This is a genomic window from Deltaproteobacteria bacterium, from assembly GCA_003696105.1.
Taxonomy (GTDB): domain Bacteria; phylum Myxococcota_A; class Polyangia; order Haliangiales; family J016; genus J016.
Genome location: RFGE01000211.1, coordinates 1 through 15,405, shown reverse-complemented (window position 1 = coordinate 15,405; position 15,405 = coordinate 1). Strand labels below are relative to the sequence as shown.

Sequence of the window (15,405 nt, the reverse complement as noted above, 5' to 3'; positions counted from 1 at the left end):
GGGCGCGATCGCGCGGCCATCGGCGGCGCCGCGGCGAGCGGGCGCGGCGAATGCGGCCGCTGCTCGAGCACGCCCCCGCGCGCCGCACGACTGCGGCCGCGTCCGACACGCGATGGCGCGGTGACCGCCGCGGCGTGTTCGCCCGCCGCCGCCTCGCGCGGGTGTGCGCGCCCGACTCGGCCGCGCTGTGTCCCTCGCCACGGGCGCGCCGCACTCCGGAAATAGCGCTGTAATTCTAGTAATCTACGAAGTCGGCGGATTTGACTCCGAGCCGCTCGCCTGCTACGATCATCCAAGCTGCGCGACGTGCGCGAGGAGGCACCCAACCACATGACAAGCCCGTTTTCCGTGGGAGACAAGGCGGTCTATCCGGTGCATGGTGTGGCCGAAGTGGTCGACATCGAGCAGCGGGAGATCGGCGGGACGAAACACGACGTCTACATCCTCAAGATCCTCGACACCGGCATGAAGATCATGGTCCCGTGCGCCAACGCGGAGACCGTCGGATTGCGTGAAATCATTAGCGAATCGGAGGTTGCCGAGGTCTACGAGATCCTGCGCGACCCCGACGTGTTGCCCGACACGCAGACCTGGAACCGCCGGTACCGCGAGTACATGGACAAGATCAAGACCGGCAGCTGCTTCGAGATCGCCGAGGTCGTGCGCGATTTGCGCCGGCTAGGCGGTCACAAGGACCTGTCGTTCGGCGAGCGCCGCATGCTCGAAACCGCGCAAGGACTGCTCGTGCGGGAGCTGGCGCTCGCGCAGCAGGTATCCGAAGTCGAGGTCGAGCGAGAGATCGAGAGCATCTTCACCGCGGCCGCCGCGTAGGCGGACGCTTCCTCCTGTCGGTGCGCGCCGGGGCCCTCGGGCCCCGGCTTTTTTTGTGCCCGGTTCGGTTTTTTTTGGGCGCTGCGGCGCAACCCCGCGCGACGGCCGCCGATACGTCGGGTGTTCCGTTTCACGACAACCCACTCACGCACCCCTCAGGAGGATTGAGATGATCAAGACCGAAGGAACCACCCCTCTCGGAACGCACGGCGTCAACGGCATGGATCCGGGCGGCGTCGGCGGCGTCGACGGCGGCGTCAACCCGGGCGCCGGACCGGCCGTCCCGCCCGGAGCCACCGGCCCAGGCATCGACGACGGGATCGACGACGACAACACGAACCACGGGGTCGAAACCCGCGACCGGCAGGTGCGCGACCACCGCAAGCATCTGCAGGCGCGCCACCAGGAGATCGTGCAGTCGCAGCGCGGCAAGGCGCGTGCGGAGACGTCCGAGCGCCCGCGCAAGGCCGAGAACTCCGGCAAGGCCGAAGGCTCCGGCAAGGCCGAAGGCTCCGGCAAGGCCGAAGGCTCCGGCAAGGCCGAAGACGCGGCGCCGCAGATGGACGACATCCAGAAGGCGGCCGACACCTGGACGCAACGGATCCTCGAGCAGGGAACGGACGCCTTCTTGTACGCGCTTCAAAACGGCGACGAGTCGGCCAAGCTGGCGCTGCAGAGCAAGGAGTTCATGCAGCTGCTCCAGATGCAGACGCAGAAGGAAAACCGTGAGTTCACCATGCTCACGAACCTGCTGATGACCATGCACCAGACGCTCAAGGCCGGCATCAACAACCTGCGCGTGTAGCGCCGGGGATACGCGGTCAGGCAGCCAGGAAAGGATGGAACCATGGGACTTTGGGGATCAATCGGCGACGCGTTCTCGAGCGCCGTGTCCAGCCTCGGCGGCGGGGACGTGCTCGACAAACTGAACAACTGGATCGACGACAAGACCGGTATCGACTTCCTCGGCGACGCGGCCGCGTTCACCGGCGCCGTCATCACCGGACAGTGGGACGAGGCGGTCCAGGCCGGGCTCGACGGGCTCGAAGACATCGCCCGCGGCGTCGGCTGGGAGGAAGCGGGTGACTGGCTCGAAGCCGGCGCGAAGGTCGTCGATTCGGTGTCGGACCTGTATCACGGCCGGTACGCCGAAGGGCTCCACGGCTTCGCGGGTCTGGCGCGGGAAGCCGGCTGGGACACGTTCGGCGGCATCCTCGACTTCGGCGCGGGCGCCATCGCGAACGGCACACTCGACAGCGCCGCGGAGCTGTTCGACAAGATCAAGTCGGACGGGTTCGGATCCCTGTTCGAGGATACGAGCCTGCTCCAACAGGTTCTACAGCAGTCCAACCTGAAGCAGCTGATCGCGGAGCACCTCGACGCCGACCAGCGCAACGTGCTGCTGCTGCTCGCGAACCACGTCAACACCAGCCAGCTCGCGCGGGCGGGAGGCCAGGCGCTGCGCGCGTAACGATCGCACGCGACGCACCTCCACTCGACCTCGCAACCAGGAGACATCGCCATGCCCACGACCGAAACGTCCACTCCGACCAGCCATGCGTCGATCCCGCCGATCGCGCTCGTATGCCTGCGGCGCGCTGCCCGGCTGGCGGTCTACGACCCCGACCGCGCCGTGTCGATCGCGCGCGGCATCCTGTCCGCCTACCCGGACTTCGCGCCGGCATGGAACGCGTTGGCCACGTTCTGCCGGCAGCGCGGCGATGGCCTCGGCTTTGCGGTGGCGCTCGACCGCTGCCTGCAGTTGGACCCGGCGCACGCGCCGGCCAACCTGAGCGTTGCCGAGCTGCTGCTCGTGCTCGGCGACCGGGCGGGAGCCCGTCGCCACATCGACAAGGCGCTCGAACGCGCCGAGGACCTGTCGCCGCGACGGCGCGCGTGGGCGGAGCGGATTCGCGACGCGTGTTCCGTGAACTGAGCGCATCCGCTCCGGTCCATGCATCCGGAAAACCGGGGCCGAGGCCGCGACCGTGCGGGTCGTCGCTTCGGCCCCGGTTCTCCGGTGTCGGCGCGCGGGCGGGCGCAGCGGATCCTGGCGCTACCGCAGAACCCCGCCGGGGACACCGCGACCGCCGCGCACAAGGGCGTTCGCCGTCGCGATCAGTAGCGCAGAAACACGGAGCCCCAGGTCATGCCCGCGCCGAACGCGACGAGGACGACGAGGTCACCCCGGTTGATCTTGCCGGCGTCGATCGCGTCCTTCATGCAAAGCGGGATCGACGCAGCGGTGGTGTTGCCGACCTTTTGGATGTTGTTGTGCATCTTTTCCGGCGGCAGCGACGCGAGCTTGGCCACGTACTCGTTGATGCGCAGGTTCGCCTGGTGCGGAATCACCATGTCGATGTCGTCCAACGTCAACCCGTTGGCGACCATCCCCTCCATGATCGCCTGCGGCATGCGCGTGACGGCGTGTTTGAACACGCGGCGGCCTTCCATCTTCGGGTAGTGGCGCCCCTCGTCGATGTCTTCTTTGGTGATCCGCGGGTGGTAGCGGCTCCCCGGCCGGTCGGTCCACAGAATCTCGGCCTCCGTACCGTCGGCGTGAAGGTGCGTCGACAGGATGCAACTGGTCGCCGGGTCGTCTGCGACGCCGACGACGGCAGCGCCCGCGCCGTCCCCGAAGATGACGCTCACATCGCGGCCGCGCGTCGAAATGTCGAGCCCTGTCGAGTGGATCTCGGCGCCGACGACCAGCACGGTGCGGTATTGCCCCGCGCGGATGAACGCATCGGCGATCGCGAGCCCGTACAGAAACCCGGTGCATTGCTGGCGAATGTCGAGCGCCGGGATCCCCTTGGCCGCCAGGCCGAGTTCTCGCGCGACGAACACGCCGGTCCCCGGGAAGTTGTGGTCCGGCGACAGCGTGGCGTGGACGATGAGGTCGATGTCGTCCAGGGAGACGCCGGCCCGCTCACACGCCTCGCGCGCCGCGGCGGCGCCCATCTGTGCGCCGGTCATCCCTTCGTCGACCCACCGCCGTTCCTCGATGCCAGTGCGCTCGACGATCCACTCGTGGGACGTCTCCATATACTGTTCGAGTTCGCGGTTGGTGACGACGCGCGGAGGCAAGAACCCTCCGATTCCCTTGATCGCGCTGCGAATGGCTGTCACGGCTCCCCCCTCTGTCGATCGGTCGGCAGTTACACGTCCAGGTTGCGCACGTTGAGCGCGTTGGTCTCGATGAAAGCGCGGCGCGGCTCGACGACATCCCCCATGAGCACGTTGAAAATCTTGTCGGCATCCACCGTGTCGTCGACGCGAACGCGCAGGAGCGTCCGGCGAGCGGGATCCATCGTGGTCTCCCACAACTGTTCGGCGTTCATCTCGCCCAGGCCCTTGTAACGCTGAATGGCGAGACCCTTGCGCCCGCGTTCCTCGATCGCCTCGGCGACTTCCTCGGGAGACGCCGCCTCGACGGCCGCACCGTCCGCGAAGTGAACGGTGTACGGGGCGTCGCCGAACTCGGCGAGCGCCCGGGCGATGGATCGCAGCTCCTGAAACTCGGCGGTCGCCAGCAGGTCGAAGTCGATCACGGTGTCCCGCAGCGCGCCGACGCCGCGTGGAACCAAAATCTCGTACGTACCGTGCTCCCGATCGTCCACCAGTTCGAACCGGGCCTGCGCCAGATCCGGAAATCGCTCGGCCAGATACGGCTTGACCCGGTGTTCGACGATGTCCAGCAACTGATCGCGGTCGCGCAGCAGTTCGGGCGTCAGCCCGCCGACCTCGGCGAACGCCGCCGTCACGCGGCCGTCGCCGTGTTTGTCGAGCTTGGCGCGAACTTCGCGGTGTCGCGTGGCGAGGCGCACGAACTCGAGCAACTCGTCGCCCGCGATCGTCCGGCCGCCGGCCGTCGCGACCGACGTCTCCGCCGTCGCGTTTTGCACGAGATAGTGTTCGAGCGCCTGCTCGTTCTTGAGATACAGTTCGGCCTTGCCCTTCTTGACCTTGTACAGGGGCGGTTGGGCGATGAACAGGTGGCCGCGCTCGATCAGTTCGGGGAACTGGCGGAAGAAGAACGTGAGCAACAGCGTACGAATGTGCGCGCCGTCGACGTCGGCGTCGGTCATGATGATAATTCGGTGATAGCGCAGCTTGTCGATGTCCTTGTCGTCGCCCACGCCGCAGCCGAGGGCCGTGATCAGCGTGGCGATCTCCTGGGACGCCAGCATCTTGTCGAACCGCGCCCGCTCGACGTTCAAAATCTTGCCGCGGAGCGGCAGGATCGCCTGGGTGCGGCGGTCGCGGCCCTGTTTGGCTGAGCCGCCGGCCGACTCGCCCTCGACGATGTACAGCTCGCACAGGGCGGGGTCGCGCTCCTGGCAGTCGGCAAGCTTTCCTGGCAGGTTCGACAGTTCGAGCGCTCCCTTGCGTTGCACCATCTCGCGCGCCTTGCGCGCGGCATCTCGCGCGCGCGCCGCCACGACCGCCTTCTGGATGATCTGCTTGGCCGCTCGCGGGTTGCGCTCGAGGTAGCGCTGCAGGTTCTCGTTGACGACGGTGGCGACGACGCCGGCAACCTCCGAGGACACGAGCTTGTCCTTCGGCTGGTTGGAAAACTTCGGGTCGGGGACCTTGACGGACACGACGGCGCACAGGCCCTCGCGCAAATCGTCTCCGGACAGCGGCCGCTTGAGATCCTTGAGCAGCTTCGCTTCGGCGCCGTACGCGTTGATGGTCCGCGTGAGAGCGGTGCGGAACCCCGTGAGGTGCGTGCCGCCGTCCTTGTTCTTGATGTTGTTCGTAAAGCAGTAGATCTGCTCGGCGTAGCTGTCGTTCCACTGCATCGCGACCTCGACCGCGATGCCGTCCTTCTCGCCGGAGAACGCGATCACATCGTCGTGGACGACGGTCTTGTTCTCGTTGAGGTCGGCGACGAACGAGGCGATGCCGCCGCTGTAACAGAACTCGTGCTCGCGGTCGCTGCGCTCGTCGCGAATGAGGATCGTGAGGCCCTTGTTGAGGTATGACAGCTCGCGCAGCCGTTGGGACAGCGCCTCGAACGAAAACTCCGTGACCTTGAAGATGGCCGGGTCGGGGTGGAACGTGACTTTCGTACCGCGGCGGTCGGTGACGCCGATCGCCTTGAACTCGGTGACCGGCTCCCCCTTGCGGTACTCCTGGAAATACACCTTGCCGTCGCGGCGAATCTCGAGCTTGAGCCAGTCGCTCAGCGCGTTGACGACGGACACACCGACCCCGTGCAGGCCGCCGGACACCTTGTAGGTGTTGTGGTCGAACTTTCCGCCCGCGTGGAGCACGGTCATGATGACCTCGGGCGTCGGTCGGCCTTCCTCGGGGTGAATATCGACCGGGATGCCCCGGCCGTTGTCTTCCACGGTGACGGAGTTGTCGATGTGGATGGTGACCGCGACGCGATCGCAGTACCCGGCGAGGGCCTCGTCGACCGCGTTGTCGACGACCTCGTGCACCATGTGGTGGAGCCCGGTGCCGTCGTCGGTGTCGCCGATGTACATCCCGGGGCGCTTTTGCACCGCCTCGAGCCCTTTGAGGACGGTGATGCTGTCGGCGGTATAGTCGTCGCCTGCTGGGGTCGGTTTTGCTGTGACGTCGGACATGCGCGGTGGTCTACCTCTGCAAGTGTCGCGCACCGGCCGATCTGACGGGCGAACTCCGGCCACGTTGGCGCCGCCCGCGGGTGCGGGCGGAGTGCACGACGGGTGGGCGGTCCGGTTCAGAGCGCCGCGGCAACCCGACAACCACCGGGTGCGCGCACTCCACTCGTAGCACATCCGCGGGGCGCTCCCAAGCGGTTTTTACCGTTAAATCTCCTTTGAAATCATGCCGTTACGGACGGTGAAATCGACGCGATCGCGGTCGACCAGCACGTGGCGCGGGTGCGTGGTCGTGATGAAGCACTGATTGTCTCGTTCCCGTAGAAAATCGAATAGATACATGTTCCGCTGGGGATCGAGCTCGGACGACACGTCGTCGAGCAGCAGCACCGGCGGGTCCCCGTGCGCGGCGGCGAGGAGGTCCATCTCGGCGGTCTTCCAGGCGAGGACCATCGCGCGCAGCTGGCCCTGGGATGCGAACGCGCTGGCCGGGTGTCCGTCGAGAGACAGCGCAAGGTCATCCCGGTGGGGTCCGACGCTGGACGCGCCGCGTGCGATGTCGCGCCGCCGGGCCGCTCGAAGGTGTTCGAGCAGACCGCTGCGAACCGCGTCGAGGTCGGACGCCCCGCCGTCGCCCGAGTCGGGGAGCTCGGCGCCGGGGGCGTATGCGACGTCGGCCCGCCGGCTCGAGCGCGTGATCGCCTCGTAACCGGAGCGAAAGCGGTCGGCGATGGCGGCGAGGAAGGCGCGGCGCGACACGACGACCCGCGCGCCCACCTCGGCGAGTTGTTCGTCGTAGACGTCGAGCAGATCGGCGGTCGCGCGGCCGCCGGCCTGCAGCTCCTTGAGGACTGCGTTGCGTGTGCGCACGACCTTGTCGTAAGCCTGCACGTCAGCCAGGTGACCCGCGCGCCAATTGAACACAGCGCGATCGAGAAAACGCCGGCGGTCCGCCGGGCTGCCGCGCGGCACCCGCAGGTCCTCCGGGCAGAACAGCACGACGTTGAAATCGCCGAAATACTTGGCGATCGGCCGCACCGCCTTGCCATCGAGGCGAGCGACGCGCGACCGCTCGCGCACGGTCACCTCGTACTTTCGGTCGAGACCACCGCGGCGCACCCGCGCCCCGATGAACGCTTCGGTGCGGCCGAAGGCGATGACGTCTGCGAGCCGTTGCGTGCGAAACGACCGCAACGTGCCCGCGACGTAAATCGCCTCGAGGAGGTTCGTCTTGCCTTGACCGTTGTCGCCCGCCAGCACGTTGAAGTGCGGGCCGGGCTCGAACTGGACGGGCGCGAGGTTGCGGACGGCCGTGAGCTTGATGCCTTGGACGATCAAATCCGCATCGGCATGACCACGCCGAGGTAGTCGTCGCCGTCGACCGGGCGGATGAGCGCCGGGTCGAGTTCCCCGTTGAGTTCGATCGACACGCGGTCTGACGGGATTTGCGCGAGGAGTTCGATGACGTACTTGGGGTTGAAGCCGATGTTGACCTCGTCGCCGGCGTAGTCCGCCTCGAACTCCTCGTGAACCTCGCCGATGTCCGGGTTGTCGCCGGAGACCTGGACGGTGCCGTCGCGCAGCGCGAGCTTGACGCCGCGCGTGTCGGACGACATCAGCTGGGCGCGCTTGAGGGCCGCCGCGAGGCGCTGTCGATCGACGATGAGCTTGCGCGGATTGTCCTTGGGGATGACCGCCTCGTACGGCGGAAAGTCGGCGTCGATGAGTTTGACCGCGAGGGTGATGTCTCCGGCGCGGACGAACACGTAGGGCGGCTTGACAGACAGTTCGCAGGTGGGACCCGCGCCATCGAGCGTCCGCTTGATTTCGACGAGGCCCTTCTTCGGGATGATCACGCCCGCGGACAGCGTCGGGGCGCCGGCGAGCGTGCGTACGATCTTCGACAGCCTGTGACCGTCGGTCGATACCATGAGAGCGCGCTCGTCGGTGCACTCGAAGTAGACGCCGTGCAGATGGAACCGCGTCTCGTCGTTCGACACCGAGAACAGGGTCTTGTCGATCATGTCGCGGAATGCGGCGGCGTCGATCTCGCCGAACTCGACTTCGCGGTGGTCGGGGAGTTTCGGAAAATCGCGATCGGGCATGCCGACAAGGCGGTACTCGACCTTGCCGGCGCGGATTTCGGCCCAGTTGTTATCGGAGCGACGCACGATGACGTCTTCGTCGGGCAAGTTCGCGACGATGTCGTGGAGCGCCTTGGCACCGACGGCCAACGCGCCATCGCCGGTCGTGCGGCTGGACAGTTCCGCCGAGACCGAGACGTTGAGATCGGTCGCCGCGACCAGGAGCTTGTCCTTGCCGACTACGCGCAGCAGCACGTTTGCGATCATGGGCATGGTGCTCTTGCGATCGGCGATGCTCTGCGCGAGACGGAGTCCGCGAAGGAACTCGGCTTTGGGGATGCGAAACTCCATGGCGACCTCTCCTATCAGATCGGTTGTAGAATTAGTGAAAGATCAGCAGGGGAAGTAGGGCCTGTGGACATGTGGATGGACGGGGAAACAGCGAGGGAACGCAGGCAGGTAGGTGGGTGTGGGAGGACAGGACAGCAGGTGGGGGGAGCGGGCGTCCACTGCGGACGAGTCAGCGGGCGGCTCGGTTGTCCACGGCGGACGCAGATCGGGGCACATCGGGGTCACAGCGTTGGTCACAGCGTTGGCCACATGTCGGCTGGGGCACCGGTGCGGGCGACGGGGGTCGGCGGATCGAAGGTGAGCGCACGGGAAACGAGCGGGCGCGACGGCCCGCTCGGGATGTACCACGGCGCTGTGACGGCGGGGGCTCACCGGAGCAGGATCGCTTCGATCGCGTGCAGTTCGCCGCGCAGCGCCGGGTCGGTCGGGAGGCGGCGCGCGATCTTGTCGACGGCGGAGATGACCGTGGTGTGGTGTTTGCCGCCGAATGCGCGGCCGAGATCGGGATAGCTGTCCTTCGTGTGTTGGCGCGCCAGGTACATGGCGACGGCGCGCGGCCCGGCGATGGATTTGTGTCGGCGCGGGCTCTTGAGATCCGAAATTTTGACGCCGTAGTAGCTGGCCACCGCCTTGAGGACGGCGTCGACGGTGATGTGTTCCGGGGCCCGGCTGAGGGAGCCTTCGAGGGTTTCCCGCGCGAAGTCGAGGTCGATCGTGCGGTTGGAGAGGGAGGCGTAGGCGGCCAGTCGGATGAGCGCGCCTTCGAGTTCCCGCACGTTGGACTTGATCGCGGTGGCGATAAAGAGGGCGACGTCGTCGGGCAGGTGGATCTGCTCGGCGTGCGCCTTCTTGCGCAAGATGGCGACGCGCACCTCGAGTTCGGGGGGCTCGATGTCCGCCATCAGGCCCCAGGCGAATCGGGTGCGGAGACGCTCGGCCAGATCGGAAATCTCGTGCGGTTTGCGGTCGGCCGTGACGACGATCTGGTGATGGCGTTCGTGCAGGGCGTTGAACGTGTGGAAAAACTCGTCCTGCGTGCCGTCCTTGCCGGACAGGAACTGGACGTCATCGACGAGGAGGACGTCGCACCCCTCGCGATAGCGGCGGCGGAACGAGTGCATGTCGTTGGACCGGATCGCGTGGATGTATTCGTTCATGAAGCGCTCGGCGGACAGGTACGCGATCCGTGCGGTGGGCCGGCGTCGCTGGATCTCGATGCCGATGGCGTGCAGCAGGTGCGTCTTGCCGAGGCCGGCACCCCCGCAGATGAACACGGGGTTGTATTTGGGCGGGTAGGTCGACGCGGCCGCCTGCGATGCGGCGTAGGCGAGTTGGTTGGACGGACCCGCGACGAACGTGTCGAAGGTGTAGCGCGGGTTGAGCGCGGCGCGCGGGGGCGCGGCATCCAGATCGTGGGGGTCGGGGGCGGCGGTGTTGTCGGCGCGGGGTTCGCCGGCGGCCGCGGCGGGGGGATCGGGAACGCGACTGCGGGGGCGTCCGGCGGACTCCGGCGGAGTGGGCGCCGCGGGCGCCGGCTCGCGGCGTGGCGGGTCCTCGGCGTCCGGTGCGAAGGTGACGGCGAAGTCTTGTCCCGTCTCGGCGCGCAGCGCGTCGAGGACGGCCGGCAGGTAGTTTTGCTCGAACCACATGCGGACGTACTGATTCGGCGCGCGGAGGACGAGGTTCGCGCCGTCGACCTCGAGGCACTCGATCGGCCGCAGCCAGAGGTCGAAATTCTGCGGTGCGATCTTGTCGGTGAGGTGCGCCAAGGCGGATTGCCACACGGTCCGAGCCTGGGCCGCAGCGGGCGAAACTGAGGAGTTATTCACAAGGGTGGTCACAGGTGTGGACGGTTGTAACGCTTTGTAATAACAGGCAATTGTTTGCGTTTGGACCGGCGGTCGGCACCGATCTGTGGACACACGCCGGCAGATCGAGGACATCGACCCCTCGGTAGACCCCGCGCCGCTGCGCGCGGTCGCGGGCCGCGCGCTGGCGAGGGAGCAACGGGTGGTCGATGTTTCTCGTTCCCCTGCGAGGTCCTCACGTCTAGCAAAGCCCGAGCGGGATCGGCAAGCGGCAAAACCTCACTTGTTTCCAACTGTTCGATCTCACTTCACTCCCGTTATCCACAGGGGCGCTGGGGGGCGCACGTCAGGGATGTGCCCGTTGTGGATAGAACAATCTAACTTACGTATATTATTGAGCAAAATGGCTTCGATGGGGCGCGTCGGGCGGGAAACGGACACGGGAAGCGGGTTTGCGCGCGCCCGGGTGCGGGAGTTGGCTGGCGGCGCGCGTTAGCGGATCGCGCCGGCAAATACGGAGGGCGTACCCGTCGGTGTCGGGGAGGGACGGACCGCAAGCACGGGGGACGTGCGCGGCGGCTCGGGTGGGGGACCCGCGCAACGAGCGCGGCCGAGCGCGCGCGGGTTCGACGCCGACGTACGAGTGCTGAAAGGGAGGCGTACACGGGGCGGATCGGCGCGGGGGACGGTGCGGCGACGTGCGGTTCGCGCGTCTTGACAGCGGGGGCCGCGGCAAGTATCCATACGCGTTCCCAGCGCGGAGAGGTGAACCGTGAAGCGTACCTATCAGCCTCATAACAAGAGTCGGAAGCGGACCCACGGGTTTCGCAAGCGCATGAAAACCCGCGCGGGACGGGCCGTGCTCAAGCGGCGCCGCGCCAAGGGCCGCAAGCGCTTGTCGGTGACGATCGCGAAGAAGTAGCGCCGTAGCCGGCGTCCCGCACGGTGCCGTGTTCAGCCGACAAGGACGGTCGTGGCCGCGCGCGGTCCGGTTGCGGACGCGGCGCGAATTCGTCGCCGTCCAACAGCGCGGGCGGCGGGTCGCCGGGCGGTACTTCGTGGCGTTGGTCGCGCCCGCGCAGGGAGCGCACGGGCGCATCGGCATCACGGTGAGCAAGCGAGTCGGAAACGCCGTGACACGAAACCGCGTCAAGCGTTGGGTACGGGAAGCCGTGCGGCAAGCCGCCGACGGTGTGTGGCTGCCCCGCGACACGGACGTGGTGATCGTGGCGAAAGCGTCCGCGGCGAGGGCGCCGGGGTTCGCGGCGATCGCGGCGGACCTGGCCGACATCGGGAGGCGCGCGTGAAGCGGGTCGCCATCGCGTTGCTGCGCGTCTACCAGCGCCTCGTGTCGCCGCTGAAACCGATGCCGACGTGTCGGTTCGCGCCGACGTGCTCGCAGTACGCCATCGAGGCCATCGAACGGCGGGGACTGATCGTCGGCCTGGGCAAGGCGCTGTGGCGGCTCGCCCGGTGTCACCCGTTCGGGGGCAGCGGTTTCGATCCGGTGGACCCGCCGAGAGCGCTCGCCGGCGGGCGCGGCGATAGGAAAGCGTAATGGAAGACCAAGGCAGACGCCTGCTGCTCGCCGTCGCGATCGCGTTCGGGCTGATGCTGGTGTGGCAATGGCTGTTTCCTCCGCAGCGCAAGCCCAAGCCGGATGCGGCCGCGGAGCCCGCGGTGGAGGAGGCGCAGTCCGGGGCGGAGGGCGACGGCGCGGGCCGCGGTGAGGAGCCCGGCGAGGAGGCGGCGGGCCCGCGCGGGCCGGAGCGGCGCTACGAGCTGGCGTTCGACAAGTTCACGGTGCAGTTCAGCACGTACGGCGGAGCGCTCGCCTCGTGGAAGCTGACGGAGCCGAAATTCGCCGACCGGTCGGTCGACGGGCATCCTCCGCTCGAGCTGGTGCGCGCGGGAGACGATCCGAGGTGGCGACCGTTCGACGTGTGGTTCGTCGATTCGACCTACGGAATTCCCGCAGCGGCCGAGTGGACGCCGGTGGTCGACGGGCAGTGGGCGGCCGGAGACGACGGCGTGCTTCGGCCGGCCGGAGACGCGCCGGCGGCCATCGCATTCGAGTATCGCTCGCCGGCGCTGCGCGTGACCAAGCGGTACCGCTTCATCCCCGAGGACTACCTGGTCGAGATGACCGTCGACGTCGAGAAGCTGGCGCCCGGGGATGCGCGCGAGTCGCTGGCGATCTCGACGTTTCAGTTCCAGGAGCCGTCCTCGGGCAAAAAGCGGTCCTTCGGCGGCCAGCTTCCGCGGATGTGGGAGGCGGCCTGTTACGCCAACGGCTCGGTGCGCCACGCCACGCTGGCGGAGTTGACCAAGAGCGATCGCGGGCAGACGGGGGAGATCCGCTGGGCGGGCTTCGCGCACCCGTACTTTTTGGCGGCGCTGTCGCCGCGCAACGACACGAAAGAGCGCCTCGCGTGCAACGCGCGGGCGGTGCGCGAGCGCGACGGCGTGATGGAAATGACGCTTCTGTACCCGGAGATCGTCATCCGCGATGGCGACCCGGTGTACTCGCGGGTGGTCACCGGCTACTTCGGGCCGAAGTTCATCGACCGGTTGCAGCAGGTGTCCTCGCTCGTCGGCTATGACACCGCGTTCGAGGGGGCGATCGAACTCGGCAAGCTCGCGATCATCGGCAAGCCGATGTTGTGGCTGCTCAAGCAGTTCCATGCCGTCGTCGGCAACTGGGGAGTCGCGATCATCTTGCTCACGATCGTGATCCAGGCGTTGACGCTGCCGTGGACGACGAAATCCATGCGGTCGATGAAGGCGATGTCGCGCCTGCGGCCGCAGATGGAAAAGATCCGCGAGAAGTACAAGGACGACAAGCAGCGCCAGCAGGTCGAGATGATGAACCTGTACAAGGCGCACAAGGTCAACCCCCTCGCCGGGTGCCTGCCGATGGTGCTGCAGATGCCGATCTGGTTCGCGCTGTACCGGAGCTTGCGGGTGGCGGCCGAGCTGTATCAGGCGCCGTTCATCCCGGGGTGGCTCGACGACTTGACGGCGCCGGACCCGTACTACGTCATGCCGATCTTGCTGCTCGGGATGATGTTTCTGCAGACCAAGCTGCAACCGACACCGGTGGAATCGGGCCAGCAGAAGTTGATGATGTACGGGATGCCGTTGATGTTCGGATTCTTCTCGCTGTACTTCCCGTCGGGGCTCACGCTGTACATCCTCACGAACACGGTGCTGCGCACCGCGCATCAGGTGTACCTCAATCGCACGGACCCGGGCGGCGCCGGCGGTCCGGCGGGCAGCGGTGCGCCGGACCCGGGTCAGGGGGCGGCGAGTTCCGCGGCAAGGCCGGCCACGCGGGAGACGGGACCGCGGAAGCAGCGGGGCAAGCGGCGCGGGCGGCGGTAGCGGCGGTCGCGCGCGCACCGGTAGACGACAGTTCGCGACGAGGAAACTTCGTGTCGGATTACGAGAAAGCGAGACAAGTGCTCGGCGATATCGTCGAGCGGATGGGGATTGCAGCGGACATCCGCGTTCACGAGGAGGCGGACCGCGTGCGGCTCGAGATCGTGTGCGATGAGCCGGATCGGCTCGTAGGCCGCAAGGGGCAGACGCTCGACGCGCTCCAGCACCTCGTGGGCAAGATCGTGTTCCGCGGTCGCACGCTCGGGCAGGCCGGCGCGCCGCAACGGCCGATCGTGGTCGACGCGGGGGGCTACCGGGATCGCCACGCCGCGCGGCTGCGCGAGTTGGCGGCAAAGCTGGCGGAACAGGCGCTGGCGAGGGGCCGGCCGGTCGCGGTCGAGCCGATGTCGGCGCACGACCGACGGATCATGCACATGGCGCTCGCCGATGTGGCCGGGGTGACGACGCGGAGCGAGGGCGAGGGCGACGAGCGGCACATGTGGATTGTTCCGGTCGCGCAGGAGTGATCGACGCCGACACGATCGCCGCGGTGGCGACTCCGGCGGGCTCGGGCGCGGTCGGGGTCATTCGCGTGAGCGGGCCGCGCGCGGTTGCGATTGCGGCCGGCTTGGTCGGCCGGGCGCCGGAGGGGTTGCCCGACCGGCGGGTCGTGTACGGCGTTGCGCGGGATCCTCGGTCGGGGGAGCGGCTCGACGAGGTGCTCGTCGTGGCGATGCGTGCGCCGCGGTCGTACACGGGGGAGGATGTCGCGGAGGTGCACGGACACGGCGGTGCGGCGAACATGGCGCGGCTGTTTCGCGCAGTGCTCGCGGCGGGGGCGCGCGCCGCGGAGCCGGGAGAGTTCACGCGTCGCGCGTTCGAAAACGGGCGGATGGACTTGACGCGCGCGGAGGCGGTGGCCGACGTGATCGCCGCGACGAGCGAGCGCGCGCTGCGGGCGGCACAGGCGCAGCTCGAGGGGGCCGTGGGACGGGTGGTCGTGGCGCTGCGGCGCGAGGCGCTCGATCTGTTGGCGGAGGTGGAAGCGGACATCGACTTCCCCGATGAGGGGTTGGAACTTTCGGGCGCGGCGGAACTCGGGGCACGTGCGGCCGAACTCGGCCGGCGCGTGCAGGCGTTGGCGGACAGCTACGGGACCGGTCGCGCCCTGTTCGAAGGCGTGACCGTCGCGATCGTAGGGCCGGTCAACGCGGGCAAATCGAGTCTGCTCAACGCCCTCGTCGGGCGGGAACGGGCGATCGTGACGGCGGAGCCGGGGACGACGCGAGATTGCGTCGAGGAGCAGGTGGTGTGGGACGGCGTGCGCGTCACGTTGGTGGACACGGCGGGCGAGCG

General features: G+C 67.8%; 16 protein-coding genes. 11 read left to right on the top strand and 5 right to left on the bottom strand.

The features are described from left to right. The 5 genes from D6689_14170 to D6689_14150 form a co-directional block, all read left to right on the top strand. The coding region (locus D6689_14170) for a hypothetical protein (GenBank protein ID RMH40331.1) at window positions 1-233 on the top strand (233 nt) is incomplete at its 5' end. Between the two features lie 97 nt (window positions 234-330). Continuing rightward, window positions 331-831 (top strand): CarD family transcriptional regulator, encoded by a 501-nt coding sequence (locus D6689_14165; GenBank protein RMH40332.1) that lies wholly within the window; start codon window positions 331-333, stop codon window positions 829-831. 169 nt (window positions 832-1,000) lie between these two features. Further along, window positions 1,001-1,636, top strand: coding sequence for a hypothetical protein (locus tag D6689_14160; protein ID RMH40330.1), 636 nt, complete (start codon window positions 1,001-1,003; stop codon window positions 1,634-1,636). 42 nt (window positions 1,637-1,678) lie between these two features. Further along, window positions 1,679-2,302, top strand: a complete 624-nt coding sequence (locus D6689_14155; protein RMH40329.1) for a hypothetical protein — start codon at window positions 1,679-1,681, stop codon at window positions 2,300-2,302. Window positions 2,303-2,353: 51 nt separating this feature from the next. Further along, the gene (locus D6689_14150) at window positions 2,354-2,767 is read left to right on the top strand and encodes a hypothetical protein (GenBank protein ID RMH40328.1); all 414 of its coding nucleotides are present in this window, start codon (window positions 2,354-2,356) and stop codon (window positions 2,765-2,767) included. Between the two features lie 182 nt (window positions 2,768-2,949). Here D6689_14150 and fabH read toward each other — a convergent pair whose 3' ends face one another. The 5 genes from fabH to dnaA all read right to left on the bottom strand — a co-directional run bounded on the left by fabH (window position 2,950) and on the right by dnaA (window position 10,803). Continuing rightward, window positions 2,950-3,960, bottom strand: a complete 1,011-nt coding sequence (gene fabH / locus D6689_14145) for a beta-ketoacyl-ACP synthase III (GenBank protein RMH40327.1) — start codon at window positions 3,958-3,960, stop codon at window positions 2,950-2,952. A 29-nt stretch (window positions 3,961-3,989) separates the two neighbouring features. Continuing rightward, on the bottom strand, window positions 3,990-6,428 hold the full coding sequence (gene gyrB, locus D6689_14140; protein RMH40326.1) for a DNA topoisomerase (ATP-hydrolyzing) subunit B: 2,439 nt from the start codon (window positions 6,426-6,428) through the stop codon (window positions 3,990-3,992). A gap of 204 nt (window positions 6,429-6,632) precedes the next feature. After that, window positions 6,633-7,763, bottom strand: a complete 1,131-nt coding sequence (gene recF, locus D6689_14135) for a DNA replication/repair protein RecF (protein ID RMH40325.1) — start codon at window positions 7,761-7,763, stop codon at window positions 6,633-6,635. After that, entirely contained in the window at window positions 7,760-8,860 is a 1,101-nt protein-coding gene (gene dnaN, locus D6689_14130) for a DNA polymerase III subunit beta (protein RMH40324.1), read from the bottom strand. The genes recF and dnaN overlap by 4 nt, the downstream gene beginning before the upstream one ends. Window positions 8,861-9,228: 368 nt before the next feature. Further along, window positions 9,229-10,803 (bottom strand): chromosomal replication initiator protein DnaA, encoded by a 1,575-nt coding sequence (dnaA, locus tag D6689_14125; protein RMH40323.1) that lies wholly within the window; start codon window positions 10,801-10,803, stop codon window positions 9,229-9,231. Window positions 10,804-11,440: 637 nt separating this feature from the next. Here dnaA and D6689_14120 point away from each other — a divergent pair. The 6 genes from D6689_14120 to D6689_14095 all read left to right on the top strand — a co-directional run. Continuing rightward, a complete protein-coding gene (locus D6689_14120) occupies window positions 11,441-11,590 on the top strand; it encodes a 50S ribosomal protein L34 (GenBank protein RMH40322.1) in 150 nt (49 codons plus the stop codon). A 28-nt stretch (window positions 11,591-11,618) separates the two neighbouring features. Further along, on the top strand, window positions 11,619-11,975 hold the full coding sequence (gene rnpA / locus D6689_14115) for a ribonuclease P protein component (protein RMH40321.1): 357 nt from the start codon (window positions 11,619-11,621) through the stop codon (window positions 11,973-11,975). Continuing rightward, on the top strand, window positions 11,972-12,226 hold the full coding sequence (yidD, locus tag D6689_14110) for a membrane protein insertion efficiency factor YidD (GenBank protein RMH40320.1): 255 nt from the start codon (window positions 11,972-11,974) through the stop codon (window positions 12,224-12,226). Before rnpA ends, yidD begins: the two co-directional genes overlap by 4 nt. Continuing rightward, a complete protein-coding gene (locus D6689_14105; GenBank protein RMH40319.1) occupies window positions 12,226-14,052 on the top strand; it encodes a membrane protein insertase YidC in 1,827 nt (608 codons plus the stop codon). The genes yidD and D6689_14105 overlap by 1 nt, the downstream gene beginning before the upstream one ends. 101 nt (window positions 14,053-14,153) lie before the next feature. Further along, window positions 14,154-14,576 carry a KH domain-containing protein gene (locus D6689_14100; GenBank protein ID RMH40318.1) on the top strand — a complete coding sequence of 141 codons (423 nt, stop codon included), beginning with the start codon at window positions 14,154-14,156 and terminating at the stop codon, window positions 14,574-14,576. Further along, a partial coding sequence (locus tag D6689_14095; GenBank protein ID RMH40317.1) for a GTP-binding protein occupies window positions 14,573-15,405 on the top strand: 833 nt, incomplete at its 3' end. The genes D6689_14100 and D6689_14095, both read left to right, overlap by 4 nt.

Excerpts from the sequence above, each read along its gene's own strand:
- D6689_14165 (RMH40332.1), top strand. The coding sequence starts at position 331 with ATGACAAGCCCGTTTTCCGTGGGAGACAAGGCGGTCTATCCGGTGCAT.
- D6689_14160 (RMH40330.1), top strand. The coding sequence starts at position 1,001 with ATGATCAAGACCGAAGGAACCACCCCTCTCGGAACGCACGGCGTCAAC.
- D6689_14155 (RMH40329.1), top strand. The coding sequence starts at position 1,679 with ATGGGACTTTGGGGATCAATCGGCGACGCGTTCTCGAGCGCCGTGTCC.
- D6689_14150 (RMH40328.1), top strand. The coding sequence starts at position 2,354 with ATGCCCACGACCGAAACGTCCACTCCGACCAGCCATGCGTCGATCCCG.
- gyrB (RMH40326.1), bottom strand. The coding sequence starts at position 6,428 with ATGTCCGACGTCACAGCAAAACCGACCCCAGCAGGCGACGACTATACC.
- dnaN (RMH40324.1), bottom strand. The coding sequence starts at position 8,860 with ATGGAGTTTCGCATCCCCAAAGCCGAGTTCCTTCGCGGACTCCGTCTC.
- dnaA (RMH40323.1), bottom strand. The coding sequence starts at position 10,803 with ATGTCCTCGATCTGCCGGCGTGTGTCCACAGATCGGTGCCGACCGCCG.
- D6689_14105 (RMH40319.1), top strand. The coding sequence starts at position 12,226 with ATGGAAGACCAAGGCAGACGCCTGCTGCTCGCCGTCGCGATCGCGTTC.
- D6689_14100 (RMH40318.1), top strand. The coding sequence starts at position 14,154 with ATGGGGATTGCAGCGGACATCCGCGTTCACGAGGAGGCGGACCGCGTG.